17 protein-coding genes are annotated in these 19,973 nt (G+C 63.2%); 6 read left to right on the top strand and 11 right to left on the bottom strand.

Annotation, left to right across the window (positions count from 1 at the left end; translation table 11 throughout):
* Positions 1-57: 57 nt before the first annotated feature.
* From glgB to NKI46_RS25200, 5 genes are all read right to left on the bottom strand, one after another.
* On the bottom strand, positions 58-2,271 hold the full coding sequence (gene glgB, locus NKI46_RS25220) for a 1,4-alpha-glucan branching protein GlgB (RefSeq protein WP_023738523.1): 2,214 nt from the start codon (positions 2,269-2,271) through the stop codon (positions 58-60).
* 70 nt (positions 2,272-2,341) lie between these two features.
* A complete protein-coding gene (locus NKI46_RS25215) occupies positions 2,342-4,804 on the bottom strand; it encodes a glycogen/starch/alpha-glucan phosphorylase (RefSeq protein WP_023742687.1) in 2,463 nt (820 codons plus the stop codon).
* Between the two features lie 139 nt (positions 4,805-4,943).
* Positions 4,944-5,726 (bottom strand): ATP-binding cassette domain-containing protein, encoded by a 783-nt coding sequence (locus NKI46_RS25210; RefSeq protein ID WP_023670726.1) that lies wholly within the window; start codon positions 5,724-5,726, stop codon positions 4,944-4,946.
* Positions 5,723-6,784 (bottom strand): ABC transporter permease, encoded by a 1,062-nt coding sequence (locus tag NKI46_RS25205; RefSeq protein WP_023670725.1) that lies wholly within the window; start codon positions 6,782-6,784, stop codon positions 5,723-5,725. The genes NKI46_RS25210 and NKI46_RS25205 overlap by 4 nt, the downstream gene beginning before the upstream one ends.
* Before the next feature lie 150 nt (positions 6,785-6,934).
* Complete coding sequence (locus tag NKI46_RS25200) at positions 6,935-7,912, bottom strand: sugar ABC transporter substrate-binding protein (protein WP_081725578.1); 978 nt, start codon at positions 7,910-7,912, stop codon at positions 6,935-6,937.
* Between the two features lie 264 nt (positions 7,913-8,176).
* On the opposite strand from NKI46_RS25200, the gene NKI46_RS25195 reads away from it, so the two are divergent.
* From NKI46_RS25195 to NKI46_RS25180, 4 genes are all read left to right on the top strand, one after another.
* Positions 8,177-9,403: an ROK family transcriptional regulator gene (locus tag NKI46_RS25195; RefSeq protein ID WP_352748335.1), complete on the top strand. Its 1,227-nt coding sequence runs from the start codon at positions 8,177-8,179 to the stop codon at positions 9,401-9,403.
* Positions 9,404-9,850 (top strand): RbsD/FucU family protein, encoded by a 447-nt coding sequence (locus tag NKI46_RS25190; RefSeq protein ID WP_023698145.1) that lies wholly within the window; start codon positions 9,404-9,406, stop codon positions 9,848-9,850.
* Entirely contained in the window at positions 9,847-10,770 is a 924-nt protein-coding gene (locus tag NKI46_RS25185) for a carbohydrate kinase family protein (RefSeq protein WP_352748332.1), read from the top strand. Before NKI46_RS25190 ends, NKI46_RS25185 begins: the two co-directional genes overlap by 4 nt.
* A gap of 297 nt (positions 10,771-11,067) precedes the next feature.
* A complete protein-coding gene (locus NKI46_RS25180) occupies positions 11,068-12,210 on the top strand; it encodes a DegT/DnrJ/EryC1/StrS family aminotransferase (RefSeq protein ID WP_352748330.1) in 1,143 nt (380 codons plus the stop codon).
* 1 nt (position 12,211) lies between these two features.
* On the opposite strand, the gene cysQ is transcribed toward NKI46_RS25180, so the two are convergent.
* From cysQ to NKI46_RS25160, 4 genes are all read right to left on the bottom strand, one after another.
* Positions 12,212-13,000 (bottom strand): 3'(2'),5'-bisphosphate nucleotidase CysQ, encoded by a 789-nt coding sequence (cysQ, locus tag NKI46_RS25175; protein WP_352748357.1) that lies wholly within the window; start codon positions 12,998-13,000, stop codon positions 12,212-12,214.
* A 10-nt stretch (positions 13,001-13,010) separates the two neighbouring features.
* Positions 13,011-14,948 (bottom strand): sulfate adenylyltransferase subunit CysN, encoded by a 1,938-nt coding sequence (gene cysN / locus NKI46_RS25170; protein WP_023670718.1) that lies wholly within the window; start codon positions 14,946-14,948, stop codon positions 13,011-13,013.
* A gap of 2 nt (positions 14,949-14,950) precedes the next feature.
* Positions 14,951-15,856, bottom strand: coding sequence for a sulfate adenylyltransferase subunit CysD (cysD, locus tag NKI46_RS25165; RefSeq protein WP_023670717.1), 906 nt, complete (start codon positions 15,854-15,856; stop codon positions 14,951-14,953).
* Between the two features lie 73 nt (positions 15,857-15,929).
* Positions 15,930-16,478 carry a hypothetical protein gene (locus tag NKI46_RS25160; RefSeq protein ID WP_352748327.1) on the bottom strand — a complete coding sequence of 183 codons (549 nt, stop codon included), beginning with the start codon at positions 16,476-16,478 and terminating at the stop codon, positions 15,930-15,932.
* Between NKI46_RS25160 and NKI46_RS25155 the strand changes: the two genes are divergently transcribed.
* Positions 16,456-17,562, top strand: a complete 1,107-nt coding sequence (locus NKI46_RS25155; RefSeq protein ID WP_352748325.1) for an O-antigen ligase family protein — start codon at positions 16,456-16,458, stop codon at positions 17,560-17,562. The two genes, NKI46_RS25160 and NKI46_RS25155, sit on opposite strands and share 23 nt — an antisense overlap.
* Positions 17,559-18,494, top strand: a complete 936-nt coding sequence (locus NKI46_RS25150; protein ID WP_023670715.1) for an NAD-dependent epimerase/dehydratase family protein — start codon at positions 17,559-17,561, stop codon at positions 18,492-18,494. Before NKI46_RS25155 ends, NKI46_RS25150 begins: the two co-directional genes overlap by 4 nt.
* Here NKI46_RS25150 and NKI46_RS25145 read toward each other — a convergent pair.
* Both NKI46_RS25145 and NKI46_RS25140 read right to left on the bottom strand, forming a co-directional pair.
* The gene (locus NKI46_RS25145) at positions 18,482-19,021 is read right to left on the bottom strand and encodes a sugar transferase (RefSeq protein WP_352459691.1); all 540 of its coding nucleotides are present in this window, start codon (positions 19,019-19,021) and stop codon (positions 18,482-18,484) included. The genes NKI46_RS25150 and NKI46_RS25145 overlap by 13 nt on opposite strands.
* A 17-nt stretch (positions 19,022-19,038) precedes the next feature.
* Positions 19,039-19,971, bottom strand: a complete 933-nt coding sequence (locus NKI46_RS25140) for a glycosyltransferase family 2 protein (RefSeq protein ID WP_352459692.1) — start codon at positions 19,969-19,971, stop codon at positions 19,039-19,041.
* Positions 19,972-19,973: the final 2 nt, after the last annotated feature.

Here is a 19,973-nt window from a genome sequence, read left to right as displayed (position 1 = left end):
GAGCATCGCCCGGTCCGCAACGAGTCGACGGACCTAATCCGTAACGAGTTGACGGACCTAGTCCGCAACGAGTTCAAGCATGATCGTCGACAGCGGCGGCAAAAGCATCGTTGCCGAAATGCCTCCTCCTTCCGCCCTGGCTTCGACCACACCGCCATTGCCCTTGCCCGAACCACCGTAGTCCGAAGCGTCGGTGTTGATGATTTCGCGCCATTTGCCGACCTTGGGCAATGGCACGCGATAATTGTCGCGCGGCACTGGCGTGAAGTTGGAAATGACGGCGATCGGGTTGCCGCCGGGCGCGTTGCGCAGCCAGGCGAAGACCGAATTTTCCTTGTCGTCGACGATCAGCCAGGAGAAGCCGTCCGGCTCGCAGTCGCGTGCATGCAGCGCTGGGCGCGAGCGATAGAGATAGTTGAGGTCGCGCACCGTCTGCCAGACGCCGCGATGCGGGTGGAAGTCGAGCAGGTTCCAGTCGAGCGCGCGCGCCTCGCTCCACTCGCGGCGCTGGGCGAATTCCTGGCCCATGAACAACAGCTTCTTGCCGGGATACCCCCACATGAAGGCGTAAAAGGCGCGCAAAGTCGCGAACTTCTGCCAGTCGTCGCCGGCCATCTTGCCGAGCAGCGTGCCCTTGCCGTGCACGACCTCGTCATGGGACAGCGGCAGCACGAAATTCTCGGAGAAAGCGTAGGTCAATCCGAACGTCAGGTCGTTGTGGTGGTGCTTGCGGAAGATCGGCTCCTTGGCGAAATACTCCAGCGTGTCGTGCATGAAGCCCATGTTCCATTTGAAGCCGAAGCCCAGCCCGCCTTCATGCACCGGCGCCGAGACCTTCGGCCATGAGGTCGATTCCTCGGCGATGGTCATCACGCCGGGATGGTGGCCGTAGACCTCCTTGTTCATCTTCTGCAGGAAGGACACCGCTTCGAGGTTTTCGCGGCCGCCCTTCTCGTTGGGGATCCATTCGCCGGCCTTGCGCGAATAATCGAGGTAGAGCATCGAGGCCACCGCATCGACGCGCAAACCGTCGACATGGTATTTCTCGGCCCAGAACAGCGCGTTGTTGACGAGGAACGACACCACCTCGCGGCGGCCGAAATTATAGATCGCGGTGTTCCAGTCGGGATGAAAACCCTTGCGCGGATCGGCATGCTCGTAGAGTGCGGTGCCGTCGAAATTGGCGAGGCCATGCGCGTCGACCGGGAAATGCGCCGGCACCCAGTCGAGGATGACGCCGACGCCGGCGCGGTGCGCACCGTCGACGAAACGGGCGAAGCCGTCGGGGTCGCCGAAGCGCGCCGAGGGGGCATAAAGTCCGGTTGTCTGATAACCCCATGACGGGTCATAGGGATGTTCGGAGATCGGCAGGAACTCGATGTGGGTGAAGCCAGTCTCGACAGCATAGGGGATGAGCTGGTTGGCGAGTTCGTCCCATGACAGGAAGCTGCCATCATCGTGCTGCTGCCACGAGCCGGCATGGACCTCGTAGATCGATATGGCTTCCCGCCGCGGATCGGCCTTTCGCCAGTAAGCGCGATGCGCTTCGTCCCCCCATTCATGCGCCGGCGGCACCGCCGTCACTGAGGCTGTGGCCGGGCGCAGTTCAGACTTGAAGGCGAACGGATCGGCCTTGAGCGGCAGGCGCACGCCGTCCGGGGCAATGATCTCGTATTTATAGGGGTGGCCGGCGCCGATATCGGGAATGAACAGTTCCCAGATGCCGGTGTCGCGGCGGTCGCGCATCGTATGGCGGCGGCCGTCCCATTCGTTGAAGTCGCCGACTACGGAGACGCGCCTTGCATTGGGCGCCCAGACGGCGAAATGGACGCCCGACGCGCCTTCATGGTCGAGGAGATGGGCGCCGAGCTTGTCGAACAGCCTGAGGTGCGACCCTTGCGCGATATAGTAATCGTCCATCGGGCCGAGCACCGGGCCGAAGGAATAGGGATCGGTCAGCCACCAGTCGCCGCCGGCATTTTTGGCGTGATAGCGCAGCGGCTGACGCTTCTTGATCGACAGTCTGCCTTCGAAGAAACCGGCGTCGTCGCGCCGCGTGAGTTCGCCGGCGTTCTTGCCGGCCAGCGTGTATGCGGTGACGAACTCGGCATTGGGGACGAAGCAGCGGGCAACCAGGCTCTTGCCGGCATCATGCACGCCCAGGATTGCAAAAGGATCGCCATGCGTGCCTGCAACAATTGCGGCGACATCGCCGGCTGACGCCAGCCCGTCCGACCCGCTCGTCGTCGCGGTCGCGCGCGGTTTCTTCATCAGGCGGTGTCCCTCCCTGGGAACCAGTTCTTGTGCACAAGACCCATTGTCGTGGCCTCATGCAATCATATCAGGCGGGCACGTTCCAGATTTCTTTCGCATATTGGCGGATCGTGCGATCGGAAGAGAACCAGCCGACGCGGGCAACGTTGCGGATAGCGCGCGCGTACCAATCGGGGCTGTTGCGCCAGACGGCGTCGACATCGCGCTGGGCGGCGGCGTAGGCGTCGAAATCCGCCGCCACCATGAACCAATCGCTGTTGTAGAGACCGTCGACCAGCTCGCGGTAGCGATCCGGCTGGTCGGGCGAGAACACGCCCGACGATACTGCGGCAACAGCCTGCGCCAATTCAGGGGAGCCCTCGATCACGGCGCGCGGGTTGTAGCCATTGCTGCGCCGCTCGGCGACTTCCGCCGTGCTCAGGCCGAAGATGAAGATGTTGTCGTCGCCGACGCATTCCTTGATCTCGACATTGGCGCCGTCGAGCGTGCCGATGGTCAAGGCGCCGTTCAGCGCGAACTTCATGTTACCGGTGCCCGACGCCTCCATGCCGGCAGTCGAAATCTGCTCGGACAGGTCGGCGGCCGGCATCATCACCTCGGCCAGGCTGACATTGTAGTTCGGCACGAACACCACTTTCAGCAGCCCGCGCACCGACGGGTCGCTGTTGATGACCTTGGCGACGTCGTTGGCCAGTTTGATGATCAGCTTGGCATTGTGGTAGCTGGGCGCCGCCTTGCCACCGAAGAATTTCACACGCGGCATCCAGTCCTGCTCGGGATGCGAGCGGATCTGATCGTAGAGCGCGATCGCTTCCAGGATGTTGAGCAGCTGGCGCTTGTATTCGTGGATGCGCTTGACTTGGATGTCGAACAGCGCCGACGGGTCGAGCTTGATGCCGAGCCGGTCTGCGACCAGATTGGCGAGCTTGACCTTGTTGGAGCGCTTGACGGCGGCGAACTTGTCGCGGAAGGCGGCGTCGCCGGCAAAGGCTTCGAGCCCCTTGATGGCGTCGATGTCGTCGAGGAAACGGTCCCCGATCGCCGCGCGGGCGAGCGCGGTGAGGCCTGGATTGCACTGGATCAGCCAGCGCCGTGGCGTGATGCCGTTGGTCTTGTTGTTGATGCGGTCGGGATAGAGCTTGTGGAGATCGGCAAACACCGTCTCCTTCATCAGCTCGGTGTGCAACGCCGACACGCCATTGATCGAGTGCGAGCCGACAAAGGCCAGGTTACCCATGCGCACGCGGCGGTCGCCATTTTCCTGGATCAGCGAGATGCGGCTGATCTGCTCGTTTGAGAACTGGTTGGTGGCGCGCGCCTCAAGCAGCACCTGCGCATTGATGGCGTAGACGATCTGCATGTGGCGCGGCAAAAGCCGTTCGAACAGCGGCACCGGCCAGCTTTCCAGCGCTTCGGGCAGCAGCGTGTGGTTGGTGTAGCCGAAGGTGCGCTTGGTGATGTCCCAGGCCTGGTCGAAATCCAGGCCATGGACGTCCATCAGCAGGCGCATCAGCTCTGGCACGGCGATCGCCGGATGGGTGTCATTGAGGTGGATCGCCGCCTTGTCGGGCAGCGAGGCCAGATCGCCATACTGGCTGAGATGGCGCTGGACGATGTCCTGCAGCGACGCGGTGGAGAAGAAATATTCCTGCCGCAGCCGCAGTTCCTGGCCGGCCTTGTGGGAATCGGCGGGGTAAAGCACGCGCGACAAGGCATCGGCCTTGTTGCTTTCGGCCAGCGCGCCGATGTGGTCGCCGGCGTTGAACTTGTCGAGCAGGATCGGATCGACCGGCATGCCGGACCAAAGCCGCAGCGTGTTGACGCGGTTGGCGCGCCAGCCGACCACCGGCGTGTCGTAGGCGACGGCCTGGACATGCTCGGTCGGCTTCCAGACGTGACGCTCGAGCCGGCCATCCTTGGAGGTGATCGATTCCACCGAGCCGCCGAAGCCGACCTCGAAGGCACGCTCCCGCCGCTCGAACTCCCAGGGGTTGCCGTGGTCGAGCCAGGTTTCGGGCAGTTCGACCTGCCAGCCGTCATGGATCTCCTGGCGGAACATGCCGTTGGCGTAGCGAATGCCGTAGCCGTGGGCCGGAATGTCGACGGTCGCCATGCTTTCCATGAAGCAGGCGGCGAGCCGGCCAAGACCGCCATTGCCGAGCGCCGCATCCGGTTCGAGCCCGGCGATGAGGTCCAGGTCGACGCCCAGCGACTTGAGCGCTTCTCGCATATTGTCCATCAGGCCGAGATTGGAGAAGGCATCGCGCATAAGCCGGCCGATGAGGAATTCGAGCGACAGGTAATAGACGCGCTTTTCCTGCTGGGCGTAGGCCTCCTGCGTCGCCTGCATCCAGTGATCGACGATGCGGTCGCGCACGACCTTGATCGAGGCGGTCAGCCAATCATATTGCGTAGCAACGGACGTGCCTTTGCCGACCCGGTATTTGAGAGCCAGCAAGACTTCGTCGGCCAGCGTCTTGGGATCGGGTATTTCGAGATCGGGGGCTTTGGCTGTCATTGTTCGCGTCATACTGCCTCTCGTGATCGTGCTGCGATCATACCGGCTTTCGCTCTCAGTCCCAGCCTATCCTAGTGCATCGCAACATACGTTCAATCGATTTAGACCAGCATGCCGCCAGTTCCCCTGCGGCAATTTATCCGTCGAGCGATCAGGCAGCGAGTGCAGCCTCCGGCGGAACCTTCGCTCCCGTCATGAAGGCGACGGCGTCGGACATGGTATATTGCTTGGGATCGATGACGCAGAGGCGGCGGCCGAGCCGATGGATATGGATGCGGTCGGCAACCTCGAAGACATGCGGCATGTTGTGCGAGATCAGCACGATCGGCAGGCCTCGCTTCTTGACGTCGAGGATCAGTTCCAGCACGCGGCGGCTCTCCTTGACGCCGAGTGCCGCGGTCGGCTCATCCATGATCACCACACGGCTGCCGAAAGCGGCGGCGCGCGCCACCGCCACGCCCTGACGCTGGCCACCCGACAGCGTTTCCACCGCCTGGCTGATGTTCTGGATGGTCATCAGCCCAAGCTCGGTCAGCTTGTCGCGGGCGCGCTTTTCCATTGCGGGCCGGTCGAGCATGCGAAGCCAGTCGCCGAGGAAGCCGGGTTTGCGGATCTCGCGGCCGAGGAACATGTTGTCGGCGATCGACAGGGCCGGCGACAAAGCCAGGTTTTGGTAGACCGTCTCGATGCCCGCCTCGCGCGCCTCCATGGGCGATTTGAAAGCGACAGCTTTGCCTTCGAGACGGATCTCGCCTTCGTCGGGCACGGCGGCGCCGGAAATCGCCTTGATCAGCGATGATTTGCCGGCGCCATTGTCTCCGATGACGGCCAGGATTTCGCCGGGGTAGAGGTCGAAGTCGGCATTGTCGAGGGCGGTGACACGGCCATAGCGCTTGATCAGGCCGCGCGCGGTGAGGATGGGTTCCACGGTCATGCCGAAACCTTTCTGATCCATTGGTCGATCGCCACGGCGCCGATGATCAGCACACCGGTGAGCAGCACCTTCCATTGCGGATCGGCGCCCAGCATGTTGAGGCCCATCGAGACGACGCCGACGATCATCGCGCCGAAAAGCGTGCCCAGAATTGAGCCGCGCCCGCCGAACAGTGAAATGCCGCCGATCACCGTCGCGGTTATCGCCTGCAGGTTGTAGTCGGTGACGGCGGCTGACGGCGAGATCGAGCCGTTGCGGCCGATGGAAACCCAGGCAGCGAAAGCGGCGATCAACCCGGCAAGGGTGTAGACCGTCATCAACACTTTCTTGGTCTGGATACCAGACAGCTTCGCCGCCTCCTGATCATCGCCAACGGCGTAGACATGGCGGCCCCAGGCGGTGTGATTGAGCACGTACCAGAGGATCAAAACGAGCACGACCGTGGCGATGACGCCCAGTGTCAGCACCGCCGTGCCGATCTTGAAACTCAGGGCAAAGAGATGCAGCAGCGGCGCCTGGGCGTCGACGTCGGTATCGCGGATCGTCTCATTGGCCGAATAGATGAAGTTCGTCGCCATGACGATGTTCCAGGTGCCGAGCGTGACGATGAACGGCGGCAGCTTCATGTAGGCGACCAGCAAACCGTTGAGCAGGCCGCAGGCTGCGCCGGCGGCAAGCCCGATGGGCACTGCGAGCACGGCCGGCATGCCGTAGCTGACCGCGCAATTGCCCATGATCACGGCTGAAATCACCATGATCACGCCGATCGACAGGTCGATGCCGGCGGTCAGGATGACCAGTGTCTGCGCGGCACCGAGGATGCCGACGATGGCGATCTGCTGCAGGATCAGCGTCAGCGTATAGGATGAGAAGAAACGCCCGCCAATGGCGATGCCGAAAATTACGATCGACAGGACCAGCACAATCAGCGGCACCGCCGCCGGCGTGGAGTGCAGGAAATGCTGGATGCGCTTGACGGCCGATTTGTGCTCGTCAAAGGCGGCAACGCTTGTGTCGCTGCTCGAGAGAACCTTCTCGAATTCCTGTGCTTGAGCCATGTTTCCTCCCCTGGGCTTCAGCTCCATGCCGAGACCCGCTCGCGCCTGTCCGGTCTGCTGCCGGGATTATTCGCGTGACGCATCGTCCACCCGAAGCGGCCGGGGATCAAGCCCCCGGCCGTCAGCTTGTCGCTGGCTGTCAGACAGCCATCAGCCCCAGCACTTGGCGAGGCCTTCCTTGGTGTCGATCGACTTCACGCCATTGGCCGGCTTGTCGGTGACGAGGTTGACGCCGGTGTCGAAGAAGTTCTTGCCTTCGGTCGGCTTCGGCTTGGCGCCGTCCTTGGCGAAGGCGGCGATCGCCTCGATGCCGAGTGCCGCCATCTGCAGCGGGTATTGCTGCGAGGTGGCGCCAATGACGCCTTCGGTCACCGACTTCACGCCGGGGCAGCCGCCATCGACCGAGACGATCAGCACCTGGCTTTCGAGACCGACCGCCTTGAGCGCCTGGTAGGCGCCGACAGCGGCGGGCTCGTTGATGGTGTGGATGACGGTGATGGAGTTGTCCTTCTGCAGAAGGTTTTCCATCGCCTTGCGGCCGCCTTCTTCATTGCCGTTGGTGACGTCGTGGCCGACGATGCGGGCATCGTCCTCATCGCCGATCTTGTTGGGATCCTTCACGTCGATGCCGAAGCCCATCATGAAGCCCTGGTCGCGCAGCACATCCACGGTCGGCTGCGAGGGGGTCAGGTCGAGGAAGCCGATCTTGGCGTCCTTGGCCTTGTCGCCGAGGGTCGCGGCTGCCCAGGCGCCGATCAGCTTGCCGGCTTCCAGATTGTCCGTCGCGAAGGTCGCGTCGGCGGCATCGATCGGGTCCAGCGGGGTATCGAGCGCGATCACCAGCAGGCCGGCGTCACGCGCCTTCTTCACCGTCGGCACGATGCCCTTGGTGTCGGACGCGGTGATCAGGATGCCCTTGGCGCCGTCGGCGATGCAGCTTTCGATCGCCGCCACCTGGCTCTCGCTGTCGCCGTCGATCTTGCCGGCATAGGTCTTGAGGTCGACGCCAAGTTCCTTGGCCTTGGCGGTCGCGCCCTCCTTCATCTTGACGAAGAAGGGGTTGGTGTCGGTCTTGGTGATCAGGCAGGCGCCGACGCCGGCGGCCGATGCTGTCGAAGCAAACGCCATCAGGCCGAGGCCCGCCGCGGCGAACACGGTGGACTTCAATAAAGCTTTGGTCACGATCTTCCTCCCATGGAACCATGCGGATGCCGCCAACCGGCATCTCGAGCGCATCCACTGAAGTTCTCCCAGTGTGGACGCGCCCTCAAATGACACCAGCGGGAGCCGCCTGTCAATAATTAAATCACTCTTATTTATTATTGACAGCTTTGCGCGGTTCACTCATTCTGCCGCAAAAGCAGTAAGAATAAACCAAGGGAAGGAACAAGGGTGGAGACCGGCATTGCGAGGCACGGTTCGCCCGAGGCGGCCGCCAGCCGTCTCCACCGTGGCACCAACCAGAGCGGTATGCGCGACCACAATGAGCGGCTGGTGCTGTCGTTGGTTCGCCAGCACGGCAGCTTGGCCAAATCAGACATTGCGCGCATGACCGGGCTTTCAGCGCAGACCGTCTCGGTCATCATGCGCGAACTGGAGGAAGACAGCCTGCTGCTGCGCCAGGCGCCGTTGCGCGGCAAGATCGGCCAGCCCTCCATCCCGATGGCGCTGAACCCCGAAGGCGCCTTCTTCATCGGCCTCAAGATCGGCCGCCGCAGCGCCGAACTGGTGCTGATCGATTTCCTCGGAACTGTGCGTTCCATGCTGCAGCACTCCTACCGCTATCCGGCGCCGCGCGAGACGGTTGAGTTCGTCACCGAAGGCATGAAGACGATGCGCGCCGAACTGACACCTGCGCAGGACAAGCGCATTGCCGGGCTCGGCATCGCCATGCCGTTCGAACTGTGGAACTGGGCCGACACCGCCGGCGCGCCGCGCGACATCATGGACGAATGGCGCCATCGCGACATCAGTGCCGACATCCAGGCGCAGTGCGAATTCCCGGTCTATCTGCAGAATGACGCCACCTCCGCCTGCGGCGCCGAACTGGTGTTCGGCCAGACCGGCGGCGCGCGCGACTTCGTCTATTTCTATATCGGCGCCTTTGCCGGCGGCGGCATCGTGCTCAACGGCCGGCTGTTCGGCGGGCCAACCGGAAATGCCGGGGCGCTGGGTTCGATGCCGGTGCCGGGACCAGACGGCAAGCCGACGCAGCTCATCGACGTCGCCTCGATCGCCATGCTGGAAAAGGCGCTTAACGCACGCGGCATTGACGGCTCCTATCTCTGGACCTCGCCGCAGGAATGGGGCGAGATCGGCGCCGATCTGGACGACTGGATTGCCACCGCCTCGCAGGCGCTTGCCTACGCCATTGTCGCGGCGTCCTCGGTGATCGATTTCGAGGCCGCGGTGATCGATGGCTGGATGCCGCTCGCCGTACGCCGCCGGCTCGTCGATGCCGTCAGGCAGGCGATCGGCACCATTGACGGCGAAGGCCTGAAGCTTCCGGTGGTGCGCGAAGGCACCGTCGGCATCCATGCCCGGGCGCTGGGCGGCGCCAGCCTGCCGCTGTCCGAACGCTTCCTCATCGGTTCGACCACCATTTCCCGGAGCACCTGAATGCTGATCGGTATTCCGTCGCTGCTCGGTCCGGAGCTTCTGGCGACATTGCGCGCCATGGGCCATGGCGACGAGATCGCGCTTGTCGACGGCAACTATCCGGCGGAAGAACAGGCAAACCGGCTGATCCGCGCCGACGGTCTTCACCTCATACCGGTGCTTGACGCCATTTTGAGCGTTCTGCCGGTGGATGATTTCGTGCCGGAAGCGCTGTTTCGTGCCTCGGTCAAAGGCGATCCCTCGGTTGCAGATCCGGTCCACCTCGAGATCGAGGCGATCTGCACCAGGCGCGCGCCGGGCCGCAAGGTGGTTGCGCTGGCGGGCGCCGACTTCTATGCACGCGTCCGGTCGGCATATGCGATCGTCGCCACCAGCGAACCGCGGCTCTATGCCAACATCATCATCCGCAAGGGCGTGATCTATCCGCCGGAGAACAAGAAATCATGATCCTCTGCTGCGGCGAAGCCCTGATCGACATGCTGCCGCGCACCACGACACAGGGCGAGCCGGCCTTTGCGCCCTATGTCGGCGGCGCGGTGTTCAACACGGCGATCGCGCTTGGCCGCCTCGGCGCGCCCGCCGGCTTCTTTTCCGGCCTGTCGTCGGATCTGTTCGGCGGCCAGTTCCGCGAGGCGCTCGGCGCAAGCAAGGTCAGCTCCACCTATGCGCACACCTCCCCTCGCCCGACCACGCTCGCCTTCGTGCGGCTCACCAACGGCCAGGCGACCTACACTTTCTACGACGAAAACACCGCCGGGCGCATGCTGACGACAGAGGATCTGCCGAAACTGGGCGCCGAGATCGAAGCCATGCTGTTTGGCGCCATCAGCCTGATTTCGGATCCGGCGGGTGCTGCCTACGAAGAATTCATGAAACGCGAGCACCAACGCCGCATCATGATGCTCGACCCCAACATCCGGCCGAACTTCATCCCCGACAAAGCCAAGCACCTCCGGCGCATCCGCTCGATGATGGCGATGGCCGACATCGTGAAGCTATCGGATGAGGATCTGCACTGGTTCGGCGAGGCCGGCTCGCATGAGGACGTCATCCGCAATTGGCTCGATCGGGGCCCCAAGCTGATCGTCGTCACCCATGGCAGCGAAGGCGCAGTCGGCTACAGCAGGGATCACAAGGTCACGGTGATGCCGCATAAGGTGGAGGTGGTCGACACGGTCGGCGCCGGCGACACTTTCAATGCCGGCATTCTGGCCTCGCTGCACGAGCAAGGCCTGCTCACCAAGGCCGGGATCGGCGGCCTTTCGGAGGACGCCATCCGTCAGGCGCTGGCCCTCGGCGCCAAAGCGGCGGCGGTGACCGTGTCGCGGGCCGGCGCCAACCCGCCCTGGCGGCACGAAATCGCCTGATCCACGCTTAGTCCGCCGCCAGCCGCTGCAAGCAGCCGATCACTTTATGTTTCCGCGAGCCGGAAAGACGCACTGAATTAGCCGGATTAATAGGCGGCGAAGCCCGGATTTCCGGCATCTTGCGGCAATGCAGGAAAGCCTGAAGTAACAGGCTGCGACACCTAGACAACCCGTCCCGCGGCCGGTCCGGCTTTCTAGACCGGCCCAACTCTGGTACCAGCGGCCCGGTTAAGTTGTTGTTTCTGTGCGTGTCATTGTCCCCCGGGGCAGCCCGCACCACACCGTTTTGAGGCCGACATGCAGTTCATCGATCTTGGCGCGCAGCGCGAACGTATCCGCGACCGGCTGAAGGCCGCGATCGACAATGTCGTCGAGGAAGGCCGCTATATCCTAGGGCCGCAAGTCACCGAATTCGAAAACAAGCTCGCAGCCTATATCGGCACCAAGCATGTCGTGGCCTGCGCCAACGGCACCGACGCGCTGCTGTTGCCGCTGTTTGCCGCCGGTATCGGCCCCGGCGACGCGGTGTTCGTGCCGAGCTTCACCTTTGCCGCGACGGCGGAAGTGGTGGCGCTTGCCAAGGCCGAACCGGTTTTCGTCGATGTGGACGCCGAGACCTACAACATCGACATCGCCAGCCTCGAGGCGGCGATCGCCATGATCAAGAAGGAAGGCCGGCTGAAGCCGAAGGCGATTATTCCCGTCGACCTGTTCGGGCTTGCCGCCGACTACGAGGCGATCATGGCGATTGCCAAGCGCGAAGGGCTGCTGGTGATCGAGGATGCGGCGCAGTCGATCGGCGGTTCGGCCGACGGCACAATGTGCGGCGCCTTCGGCCATGTCGGCTCGACCAGCTTTTATCCGGCCAAGCCGCTGGGCTGCTACGGCGATGGCGGCGCGATGTTCACCAATGACGACGCGCTGGCCGACCAGCTGCGCTCGTTTGCGTTCCACGGTAAGGGCGAGACGCAGTATGACAATGTCCGCGTCGGCATCAATTCACGCCTCGACACGATCCAGGCGGCGATCCTGATCGAGAAACTCGCCATCCTCGAAGACGAGATGGTCGCCCGCCAGGTGGTGGCCAAGCGCTACGCCGAAGGTCTCGGCGACATCGTCAAGGCGTCACGCAATCTGGGCGGTGGCCGCTCGGCCTGGGCGCAATACGCCATCGAGACGCCGAAGCGCGACGGGTTGAGGGCGCATCTCGGCGAAAAGGGCATCCCTTCGGTGATCTATTATGTGAAGCCGCTGCACGAGCAGGTCGCCTATCGCGACCATCCGCGCACGCCGACCGGGCTTGCGGTTTCCGAGGAACTGCCGAAGCGCATCCTGTGCCTGCCGATGCATCCCTATCTCAGCGAAGCCGACCAGGACCGCATCATCGAGACGATCCGCAACTACATTGGCTCGAACTCGGCGCATGTAGCGGCGGCGTAAGTTACGCCGCGTCCGCCGCCTTCCCGCTCGCAATAAAATGCGGGTTGGCGAAATCCTCGTCGTCGCTCTGTTTGCGCTTGCCATAGGTGAGCGGCTCGCCGTCCAGCGTGCGCGTCATGCCGCCGGCGGCGCGCAGTACGGCGTCGCCGGCCGCCGTGTCCCATTCCATGGTGCGGCCGAAGCGCGGATAGATGTCGGCTTCGGCTGCGGCGAGCAGGCAGAATTTCAGCGATGAGCCGACCGAGACGATCTCGGCGGCGCCGAGATCCTTGATGAAGGCTTCGGTCTCCGGGGTGTTGTGCGAGCGGCTGGCAACGACCGCCAACGGCGTGACCGCCCTCCTAACCGAAATCCGCCGGCGGCCGACGATACGGAAGTCGTCATCGACCTCGATTGCTTCGGCCCAGCCCGGCCGTCCAGAGAAGAACCGCCCGCTGCACGGTGCGAAGACGACGCCGATCTCCGGCACGCCGTGCCGGACAAGCGCGATGTTGACGGTGAAATCGGTCCGGCGGTTGACGAATTCCTTCGTTCCATCGAGCGGATCGATCAGGAAGAAGGCGCCATCCAGATCGGGCGGCACAATGCCTTCGGCGACCTCTTCCTCGGCCACGCAGGGAATATCGGGATAGGCCGCACGCAGGCCGGCGAGGATGATCGTCTCGCTCTCGCGGTCGGCTTCCGTGACCGGCGAGGAGTCCGACTTGCTGTCGACCGCGCAGCCGGCCTTGAAGACCCGCATCACCTCGCGTCCGGCTTTGAGCGCCAGGCGCTCGAACACGTCGAGCATCACTTCGTCGTCAGATGCCGCCGCCGCTGTCATATTGGTCTTCGGCAATGTCGCGCTCATTCAGCCAGTGTTCCAGAGCCTCTACCATCTCCTCGGCCGTCTTGCCGAGTGTCTTGAGATGGATTTCGGGATTTTCGGGAGCTTCATACGGGGAATCGACGCCGGTAAAGTTCTTGATCTCGCCATTCAGCGCCCGTGCGTAAAGGCCTTTCGGGTCGCGTCGGGCGCATTCCTCGAACGGCGTATCGACGAACACTTCGACGAACTCGCCGTCGGCCATCAACTCCCTGGCCATGCGCCGCTCGGCGCTGAAGGGGGAAATGAAGGAGACGATGACGATCAGCCCGGCATCGGCCATCAGCTTTGCCACTTCGGCGACACGGCGGATGTTTTCGACCCGATCGGCGTCGGTGAAGCCGAGATCGCGGTTGAGGCCGTGGCGGACATTGTCGCCGTCGAGAATGTAGGTGTGACGCCCCGAAGCGAACAGCTTCTTCTCAAGCAGATTGGCGATGGTCGACTTGCCCGAGCCGGAAAGACCGGTGAACCAGAATACGGCGGGGCGCTGGCTCTTGAGGTCGGAGCGGCCGCGCTTGCCGACATCGAGCGACTGCCAATGGATGTTTTCGGCGCGGCGCAAGGAATGCAGGATCATGCCGGCGCCGACCGTGGCATTGGTGATGCGGTCGATCAGGATGAAGGCGCCGGTATCGCGGTTGTCGGCGAAGGTGTCGAAGGCGATCGGCGCCCGGGTCGAGATATTGCAGATGCCGACTTCGTTCATCTCGAGCGACTTCGCCGCCTCGCGAGCGAAGTCGTTGACGTTGACGCGGTATTTCAGGTCGGTGACGGTGGCGCTGGTCTGGTCGGTCTCGGTGCGCAGTATATAGGAGCGTCCCGGCAGCAGCGCTGCCTCGTCGAACCAGACGATGTTGGCGGCGAACTGGTCGGCGACCTGCGGCCGTGCCGCCGGCGACACCAGCATGTTGCCTCTGGAGACCTCGACCTCGTCATCGAGCACAAGGGTGATGGCCTGGCCGGCCACCGCCTGGGCAAGATCGCCGCCTTGCGCGACGATGCGCTTGACCCGCGAGGCCTTGCCGGATTTGGCGACCACCACCTCGTCGCCCTGCGCGACGGAGCCGGACGCGATGGTGCCGGCAAAGCCGCGGAAGTCGAGATTGGGCCGGTTGACATACTGCACCGGAAACCGGAACGGCAGTTCGACCGCGGCCTCGTCGACCGATATGGTTTCGAGATGCTCGATCAGCGACGGGCCGGAATACCACGCCGTCTTGCCGGAGCGGCTGGTGACATTGTCCCCATAGCGGGCCGACATCGGGATCGGCACGATCGTCTGGAAGCCGAGCTCGTGCGAGAACTGCCGGTAATCCTCGACGATACGGTCGAACACCGCCTGGTCGAAATCGACGAGGTCGATCTTGTTGACGGCAAGCACGATATGGCGGATGCCGAGCAGCGAAGCGATGATCGAGTGGCGCCGGGTCTGGCGCAGCACACCCTGGCGCGCATCGATCAGCACGATGGCGAGATCGGCAGTCGATGCGCCGGTCGCCATGTTGCGGGTGTACTGTTCATGGCCGGGGGTGTCGGCGACGATGAACTTGCGCTTGGGCGTGGCGAAGAAGCGGTAGGCGACGTCGATGGTGATGCCTTGCTCGCGCTCGGCCTCGAGGCCGTCGACCAGAAGCGCGAAGTCGATGTCGTCGCCAGTGGTGCCGTGCTTGCGGGAATCGCGCTCGAGTGCGGCGAGTTGGTCCTCGAATATCTGCTTTGTGTCGGACAGAAGACGGCCGATCAGCGTCGACTTGCCGTCATCGACCGAGCCGCAGGTGAGAAAGCGGAGCAGCGACTTCTTCTCCTGCGCCGCCATGTATTCGCGCACGCCGTCGGTGGGAGCGAGGCTCTTGGCCAGGATATGGCGCATGCTCAGAAATACCCCTCGCGCTTCTTCTTTTCCATCGAGCCGGCTTCATCGCGGTCGATGAGGCGGCCCTGGCGCTCGGAGGTGCGCGCCGTCAGCATCTCGCCGACGATGGCTTCGAGCGTGTCGGCGTCGGATTCGATGGCGCCGGTCAGCGGATAACAGCCGAGCGTGCGGAAACGCACCAGACGGTTCTCCATCGTCTCACCGGGGCGCAATTGCATGCGATCGTCATCCTTCATGATCAGCATGCCGTCGCGTTCGACCACCGGCCGCTCCTTGGCGAAATAGAGCGGCACGATCGGGATGTTTTCCTGCAGAATGTACTGCCAGATATCGAGCTCGGTCCAATTCGACAGCGGAAACACGCGGATCGATTCGCCCGGCGCGATGCGGGTGTTGAAGATCTTCCACATCTCCGGCCGCTGGTTCTTCGGGTCCCAGACATGCTGGGCGTTGCGGAAGGAAAAGATGCGCTCCTTGGCGCGCGACTTCTCCTCGTCGCGCCGCGCCCCGCCGAAGGCAGCGTCAAAGCCGTATTTGTCGAGCGCCTGGCGCAACGCCACCGTCTTCATCACATGGGTGTGGGTGTTCGAGCCATGGTCAAAGGGGTTGATACCGTCGCGCACGCCGTCTTCATTGACGTGGACCAGCAGGTCGAAGCCGAGCTTCTGCGCCATCTGGTCGCGAAAGGCGATCATCTCGCGGAACTTCCAGGTGGTGTCGACATGCAGGAAGGGGAAAGGCGGCTTGGCCGGATAGAAGGCCTTCATCGCCAGATGCATCAGCACGGAGGAATCCTTGCCGACGGAATAGAGCATCACCGGCTTGGAGAAGGAGGCCGCAACCTCACGGAAGATGTGGATGGACTCGGCCTCGAGCCGCTGCAGATGCGTAAGCGCGATGTTCATGGACTGTGAGCGTTCTCTCGTGCAATCCAGACCTTGCATCAGATGGATCGGGCGTCCTTTTCAGCCGCCCGGTTCAAGCTTCACTGCTGGACACTATCGGTTCGTGCCGGCGTTCTAGCAGATCGCCACCTGATATAACAACGCTGGAAAGGCCGGCGGCCACACCGATCGGCAACGAATTTTCCATGAAAAGCCCAGAATCCGAAAATTCCTGCCCGACGGAGCGATAGCCTTCAAAGGCCGGGAAAAATCTTGCCTGGACCGAAAGAAACGCCGGCCCGACCTCGTCGCACTTTCGAAAACCGCACCCAGCCGCTATACCGGCTCCTGAACCTGCGCCGGGCGGCATGCCGCAAATGCCGCGCCAAACATTGTCCGTCGCCACGCGACCCAGCGCATTGTGAACCAGAGCATTGACCCCGATCTCCGCCATCAAGCAGCACGTTTCGCCGTCACGGATCAACATCACCTTCTCCATTCTGTGCTTCTTTTTCCCGCCGGTGCTGGGATCGGCGGTCAGCTTTTTATTCAATGGTGGCGGCCTGTGGTCGGTGCTTCTGCTTGCGTTGAAAAGACGGCGTTTCAACATTGACCGGCCGATGACCGCGATGACGGTGGCCATCTATGCCTATTGCGCAGCAAGCGTGCTCGCCTCCATCGTCAACAATTCGATCGCCAGGGATGCGCCGCATCTGGCAGGGCTGATCACCTTCCTGTTTTTCCCTGTCTCATACGCGACCTGGAGCATTACCGAGAAAACCACGCTGACGCGCATCGTCGTGCTGGCGAGCGCCGCCGCCTGTTTTGGCGCCGTGCTGCTGGCGGTCGTGCAATATTACTGGCTGGGCATACGGGCCGAAGGCGGCGCCGGCAATCCGATCGTGTTCGCGACCGTCGCCTGCCTCAGCATGATGATGTGCCTGACAGGCGCCTTATCGGGTGTCGAAAAGAACAGGGCTTTGCTGGCCTGCGCGACACTGGCCGGCGCGGTCGCCATTGTCTATTCGGGATCGCGGATCATCTGGCTGGCGATGCTGGTGGCCGGCATCGCGGTCCTGCTGATCAACCGTCGCAAGCTCAACAACAGAAACGCCATTCGGCTTTTGCTGATCGCGGGCGCGATCGGCATCGTCATCGCTGTCATCGGTCTCCCCATCATTTCCGAGCGCGCGGCCTTCCTGTTCAGCGATTGGGATGGGCTCGCCACGAAGGGCGACCACACGACCGCGCTCGGCTTGCGCGCAGCACTTTGGCAGATTGGGCTGAGCGCCTTCCACGACATGCCGATTTTCGGTCACGGCATTGCTGCAAGCCGCGAGCTGATAAAGGATGGATTCCACAATCAGTTCCACATGCCGTCCACGGGCTTCAGCCATTTTCACAATGGCTTCCTGACTGCATTGGTGGAGGCCGGGCTGCTTGGAGCCGTAACGCTCGCGGCTGTGTTCTTCGTTGCCGCGAGAAACGCGGCCATCGTGCTGCGCACCAGCACGGACGCGATCGAGCGGTTCGGCGCCACGATGATTGTCGTCACTGCGATCACCTACCTCATCGGCGGCCTGACCGGCATCCTGGTCGGCCACGACATCCTCGATGCCACACTGATGGTGTTCCTGGTGTCCGGGACATATCTTGCATCGGGCCGGCAACAAATGCTGCCGGAACAACAGGCACCGGCCCCGGCCCCCCAGGCAAGCCGGCCGTGAAAGTGCTGGTCACAGGCGCGACGGGTTTCATCGGCAGGCAGGTCGTCAACCAGCTGCGCGAAGCCGGGTTCGGGGTGCGCATGGCATCGCGCCACCCGGAACGGCTCGATCCCGTGAGCGATGCGGTTTTGTTGCCGGACTTCGACGCACCGGCTCAGGCATACCAGGCGCTGATGCGAGATATCACCCATGTCGTCCACTGTGCGGCGCTCAACAATGACCGCAAGGCGAGCGAAGCCGACTTCATGGCAGCCAACGCGACACTGACCGCGCAGCTGGCGCGCGCGGCCGCCTCGCGGACAAGCGGGCGCTTCATCTATCTGTCGTCGATCCGGGCAGTAGCCGGTCCTGGTTTCAGCGGAACGATCAGCGAGGCGACGCTCCCTGCCCCGCAATGCGCCTACGGGCGCTCGAAACGCGAAGGCGAGATCAAGACACTGGAAGCCTATGCGTCCAGGCCCTCCGATGCCACGGCGCTGCGCCTGCCGCCGGTCTATGGCGAAGGCATGAAGGGAAACCTGCGTGGAATGATGCGGGCTGCCGCCATTGCCTTACCATTGCCCTTAGGCGCTTTCACCGCAGTTCGTTCGCTGATATCGCGCGACGCGGTGGCTGGCGCCGTGGCGCATCTTTTGACTCGTCCCACGCCACCGCGCCCGACCTATGTCCTGGGCGATGCTTCCCCCGTTGCGATGTTCGAAATCTTGACTGCATTCAGGCACGGATACGACGTTCCGACCCGGCTCGTTCCTGTGCCGGCCTGGCCATTCAGGCTGTTCGCCACACTGCTTGGCAGAAAAGCAGCGTACGACGCTTCCATGGCGACACAGATTTGCGACCCGTCACTGCTGATCTCGGAAGGCTGGATGCCGGAAACCGACACGCTCGGCCGGATTGAGGAACTTGCACGACAGGCCCGTCAGGTCCGGTAGATTGTGCCAAGCAGGATTTTGACGTCGAGTCCGATCGAGGCCCCCCTGAGATATTCGGCATCCGTTTCGGCGCAGAGTTTCGGATCCGACATGTCGATGCCTTTCATCTGTGCCAGCCCGGTAATGCCCGGAAGTGCGGCAAGCACACCCAATTGCCTGCGGCGGTCGACCAACTCGGTTTGCGTGGGCAGGCATGGACGCGGCCCAACCAGGCTCATCTCGCCCTTGAGCACGTTCCAGAGCTGCGGCAGCTCGTCGATCTTGAATTTCCGCAGCACCTTGCCGACGGCAGTGACGGAAATTGCCGGCGCCTGATGCGAGGGCAGAGACGGCGTTCCCACAACCATCGTGCGCAGCTTGTGGCAGGCAAACGGCACCCCGTGCTGGCCGACACGGGTTTGAGAGAAGAGTGCCGGTCCAGGCGACGTCGTCCTGATTGCCAGCATGGCAAGCAGGACGAAAGGCGAGGCCAGTGGCAGCAGCAGCGCCGCCACCGCCAGGTCGAAAGCTCGCTTGGGTTCCCTCATGGCCGTGTCTGCATGCTCTAGATCCGCCGCCAGATGAAGGCCAGATAGAGCCCAAGCGTCCCAGCCAGCGTCTGCCGGTAGACGCCGCTTTTCCTGAGAAGGCGCAGGCGTCGCAGGATACCGCCCTTTCGTGCCCTGGTGAACAGGCCGAGACAGGCGGCGGCATCCCTCGAGAGGATGTCGCGATTGACCGCCAGGCCGCTCAGATTGTGATCGGTCCAGACGGCGAACTCGCCCCTGAACAGGCGCCCCAGCCGCGACAGCCTCGCCTTCCACGACACGTTGGCGCCGACCAGGTTTGCCTCATGCTGGCGGTAGCGCACCAGCGGTCGCGGGTCATAGCGGACAATGCCGCCGGCAGCCGTGACGATCAGATAGGTCCACCAGTCATGGCTGACGAACTCGGTCCTTGCCGATGCCTTTGCCAGCAACTTTCGCGCGGCGCGGTTGATCATCATCGTGTTGCCGCCGGCAATGCTTTGCACAAGCGCATTGCGAAATGCGGGTGGATGCTGGAACAGCGGCGAATACCCTTGCGCTGCTCCGGTTTCGGACATGGTTGCGGTTCTGGAGCAAAACAGCAGCGGCGTTCCGGCGTCGTGCCCTTGCATCCAGGCAATGGCGCTCTCCAGCCTGTCCGGCTCCCAGATGTCGTCCTGGTCGCAGAAGGCGTAGTAGTCGGCCTCGATGCGCGGATCGATGATCATCGCGCGGAAATTGGCGGCAAAGCCTTGGCGAGGACCATTCGACAGGGTCAACCGGCCCTTGGACCAGCGGCTCTGCCAGGCGCCGATAATGGCCGAAGTGCCGTCTGTCGAACCGTCGTCGGAAACCCAGAGGTCGACAACAGGATGCGATTGCGCAGCCAGCGACGCGAGCTGCTCGTCAAGGAAAGCCGCGCCATCTTTGGTGCCCAGCAGCACGGCCACGCGCTGATCTTGTCTGCTCACTG

Origin of the sequence: Mesorhizobium sp. M0615 (assembly GCF_040320805.1) — a bacterium.
Taxonomy (GTDB): Bacteria; Pseudomonadota; Alphaproteobacteria; order Rhizobiales; family Rhizobiaceae; genus Mesorhizobium.
Note: the sequence above shows the minus strand (reverse complement) of the source record. Positions and strands in the feature narration are given on the sequence as shown.

What these genes read in the sequence shown, in the direction of transcription:
- NKI46_RS25190 (WP_023698145.1), top strand. Translation starts at nt 9,404, where the DNA reads ATGCTGATCGGTATTCCGTCGCTGCTCGGTCCGGAGCTTCTGGCGACA.
- NKI46_RS25210 (WP_023670726.1), bottom strand. Translation starts at nt 5,726, where the DNA reads ATGACCGTGGAACCCATCCTCACCGCGCGCGGCCTGATCAAGCGCTAT.
- NKI46_RS25200 (WP_081725578.1), bottom strand. Translation starts at nt 7,912, where the DNA reads ATGGCGTTTGCTTCGACAGCATCGGCCGCCGGCGTCGGCGCCTGCCTG.
- cysQ (WP_352748357.1), bottom strand. Translation starts at nt 13,000, where the DNA reads ATGCTCGACGTGTTCGAGCGCCTGGCGCTCAAAGCCGGACGCGAGGTG.
- NKI46_RS25160 (WP_352748327.1), bottom strand. Translation starts at nt 16,478, where the DNA reads ATGGCCACCGTCATCGCGGTCATCGGCCGGTCAATGTTGAAACGCCGT.
- NKI46_RS25215 (WP_023742687.1), bottom strand. Translation starts at nt 4,804, where the DNA reads ATGACGCGAACAATGACAGCCAAAGCCCCCGATCTCGAAATACCCGAT.
- NKI46_RS25145 (WP_352459691.1), bottom strand. Translation starts at nt 19,021, where the DNA reads ATGAGGGAACCCAAGCGAGCTTTCGACCTGGCGGTGGCGGCGCTGCTG.
- NKI46_RS25180 (WP_352748330.1), top strand. Translation starts at nt 11,068, where the DNA reads ATGCAGTTCATCGATCTTGGCGCGCAGCGCGAACGTATCCGCGACCGG.
- cysD (WP_023670717.1), bottom strand. Translation starts at nt 15,856, where the DNA reads ATGAACATCGCGCTTACGCATCTGCAGCGGCTCGAGGCCGAGTCCATC.
- NKI46_RS25205 (WP_023670725.1), bottom strand. Translation starts at nt 6,784, where the DNA reads ATGGCTCAAGCACAGGAATTCGAGAAGGTTCTCTCGAGCAGCGACACA.
- glgB (WP_023738523.1), bottom strand. Translation starts at nt 2,271, where the DNA reads ATGAAGAAACCGCGCGCGACCGCGACGACGAGCGGGTCGGACGGGCTG.
- cysN (WP_023670718.1), bottom strand. Translation starts at nt 14,948, where the DNA reads ATGCGCCATATCCTGGCCAAGAGCCTCGCTCCCACCGACGGCGTGCGC.
- NKI46_RS25185 (WP_352748332.1), top strand. Translation starts at nt 9,847, where the DNA reads ATGATCCTCTGCTGCGGCGAAGCCCTGATCGACATGCTGCCGCGCACC.
- NKI46_RS25155 (WP_352748325.1), top strand. Translation starts at nt 16,456, where the DNA reads ATGACCGCGATGACGGTGGCCATCTATGCCTATTGCGCAGCAAGCGTG.